This window comes from Streptomyces sp. NPDC036984, from assembly GCF_055607665.1.
The window spans coordinates 1-2,993 of record NZ_JBVJRL010000073.1; the positions used below are offsets into that span (position 1 = coordinate 1).

1 protein-coding gene is annotated in these 2,993 nt (G+C 67.1%); it reads left to right on the forward strand.

Features of this window, described 5'->3' with window-relative positions; genetic code table 11:
• A partial coding sequence (locus ACZ7DL_RS38990; protein ID WP_470781807.1) for a non-ribosomal peptide synthetase occupies positions 1-2,993 on the forward strand: 2,993 nt, incomplete at both ends.

The window sequence follows — 2,993 nt, forward strand, 5'->3', positions numbered from 1 at the left end:
TCGATCCGGACCTGCCCCTGAACCGCCTGGACCTGCTCGACCCGGCCGAACGCCACCAGATCCTGACCACCTGGAACGACACCACACACCCGGTGGACTCCGGAACGCTCCCGGAGCTGCTGGAGGCACAGGCCGCACGGACGCCCGAGGCCACCGCGCTGATCTATGAGGGCCACGTTGTGTCGTTCGGTGACCTGAATGCGCGGGCCGGTCACCTGGCGCGGCGCCTGATCGCGCACGGTGTGGGGCCGGAGACGGTCGTCGGGGTGATGGTGCCCCGCTCGGTGGAAATGGTCGTGGCACTCCTGGCAGTGCTGAAGGCGGGTGGGGCCTACCTGCCGATGGACCCCGGGGATCCGGCCGATCGCCTCGCCTTCCTGCACGCCGATGCCCGGCCACTGATCGTCGTCACCACTTCGGACAGCCCGTCGCTGGAAGGGTGCACTCGGCTCTTGGTGGACGATCTTCCGGCACCGACGGCGCCGGAAACGGCCGATCTTGCTGACGCCGAGCGGCTCGCTCCGCTGGCTTCGAGGCACCCCGCCTATGTGCTGTACACATCCGGTTCCACGGGACGGCCCAAGGGGGTGGTGATCGAGCACGCGGCGATCGTCAACCGACTGCGGTGGATGCAGGACGCCTACCGTGTGGGCTCCGGAGACCGCATTCTCCAGAAGACTCCGCTGAGCTTCGATGTCTCGGTGTGGGAGGTCTTCCTTCCGCTGATCACCGGCGCCACCCTGGTCGTGGCGCAGCCGGACGGTCACCGAGATCCGGCCTACCTGGCCAAGACCATCCAAGAAGCCCGGGTCACCGTGGCGCACTTCGTGCCGTCGATGCTCCAGGCGTTCCTGCAGGAGCCGGCGGCGAGGGACTGCACGAGCCTGCGTGAGGTCATGTGCAGTGGCGAGGCGTTGTCCCCCGAGCTACGCGACCAGTACTACGCCGTCCTAGGAGCGACGCGGCTCAATAACCTCTACGGCCCGACCGAGGCCGCGGTCGACGTCACCGCGACGCCGTGCCCGCGGGCCGAGACCGAGCCCGTCACGATCGGCCGCCCGGTGTGGAACACCCGGCTCTATGTCCTCGATGCCCAACTCGCCCTTGTAGCCCCGGGAGTGGTGGGTGAGCTGTACCTCGCGGGTGATCAACTGGCCCGTGGCTACGTCAACCGCTCCCCACTAACAGCAGAGCGGTTCGTCGCCAACCCCTTCGGGGCGCCGGGGAGCCGGATGTACCGCACCGGAGACCTGGTGCGCTGGAACCACGACGGCGAGGTGGAATACGCCGGCCGGGTCGACGACCAGGTGAAGATACGCGGCGTGCGCATCGAACCGGGTGAGGTCGAGCAGGTGCTGGGAGCGCACGCGGCGGTCGAGCGCGCCGTGGTCGTCGCTCGTGCGGCACCGAGCGGGGACCAGCAGCTCGTGGCCTACGTGGTGCCCGAGCGCGAGGTGGCCCCGGCGGTGGTGAACGTGTCTCGCATGCGGCGCGAGGGCCGGCTGGACGGTCTCGAACTGCACGAACTGCCCAATGGAATGCCGGTATGCGCGCGTAACCGTTCCAATACGAAATTCCTGTACGAGGAGATCTTCGAGCGGAACGAGTACCTGCGTGCCGGAGTCTCCTTGCCCGAAGGCGCGTGTGTCGTGGACGTGGGCGCCCACGTCGGCATGTTCTCGCTCTTCGTGAAGACACAGCAACCGGACTGCAAGATCTTCGCTTTCGAGCCGATGCCCGAGCTGGCCGCGATGTTCCGGATCAACGCCGAGCTGCACGGCATCGACGCCGCCGTGACCACCTGTGGCATCGCCCGCGAGGCCGGTCACGCCACCTTCACCTACTACCCGGACATGTCCCTGCTCTCCGGGCGGTTCGCGGACGAGCGCGAAGAGCGCGCGATGCTCGAGCGGGTGATCCGCAACGAGCACGACCCTGCCCTCGGCGCCTCGGAGGCGCAGGTCGGGGACGAGGCGCTGGACGAGCTGCTGACCGACCGGCTGCGGAGCGTCCGCCTCGACGTCGAACTGCGCACGTTGTCTCAGGTGATCCGGGAGAACAACATCTCGGCGATCGACCTCTTGAAGATCGACGTGGAGAAGGGCGAGCTGGACGTGCTGCTTGGGGTCGAGCCCCAGCACTGGCCGCTCATCCGGCAGCTCGTGGCCGAGGTCCATGACATCGACGGCCGGCTGGAGGTCATCCTCGAGCTGCTGCACCGCCATGGCTTCGAGACGTCCGTGGAAGTCATGGACGAACTCGTGGGCACCGGCATGTACTCGATTTGTGCCACGCGTCCCGAGTCGGTACGACGTCCCGCCACCGCCCCGGCCCACAGTATGCCGTCGCAGCAGTGGTACAGCCCGGACCGCTTCGCCGACGAACTCCGTGGCTACGTGAAGTCGGCGCTGCCGAGCTCCATGGTGCCGTCCGCCTTTGTTGTTCTGGACACCCTGCCCCTTACGTCGAGTGGGAAGTTGGATCGGCGTGGGTTGCCGGTTCCGGATTTTGGGGTGGTGGTGTCGGGGCGTGGGCCGCGGGGTGTGTGGGAGGGGGTGTTGGTTGGGTTGTTTGCTGAGGTGTTGGGGTTGGAGGGGGTGGGTGTTGAGGATGATTTCTTTGCGTTGGGTGGGCATTCGTTGTCGGCGACGCGGTTGGTGAATCGGGTGCGGTCGGAGTTGGGGGTGGAGGTTCCGATTCGGTGGGTGTTTGATGCGCCGAGGGTGTCGGAGTTGGCGGTGTTGGTGGCGGGTGCTTCGTCGGGGCGTGTGGTGTTGGGGCGGGTGGTGGAGCGTCCTGAGCGGGTTCCGTTGTCTTTTGCTCAGCAGCGGTTGTGGTTTGTGGATCGGTTTGTGGGGCCGTCGGCGACGTACAACGTTCCGTTTGTGGTGCGGTTGCGTGGTGGGGTGGATGTGGAGGCGTTGCGGGGTGCGGTGGGGGATGTGGTGGGGCGGCATGAGAGTTTGCGGACGGTGATTGGTGAGGATGGGCGG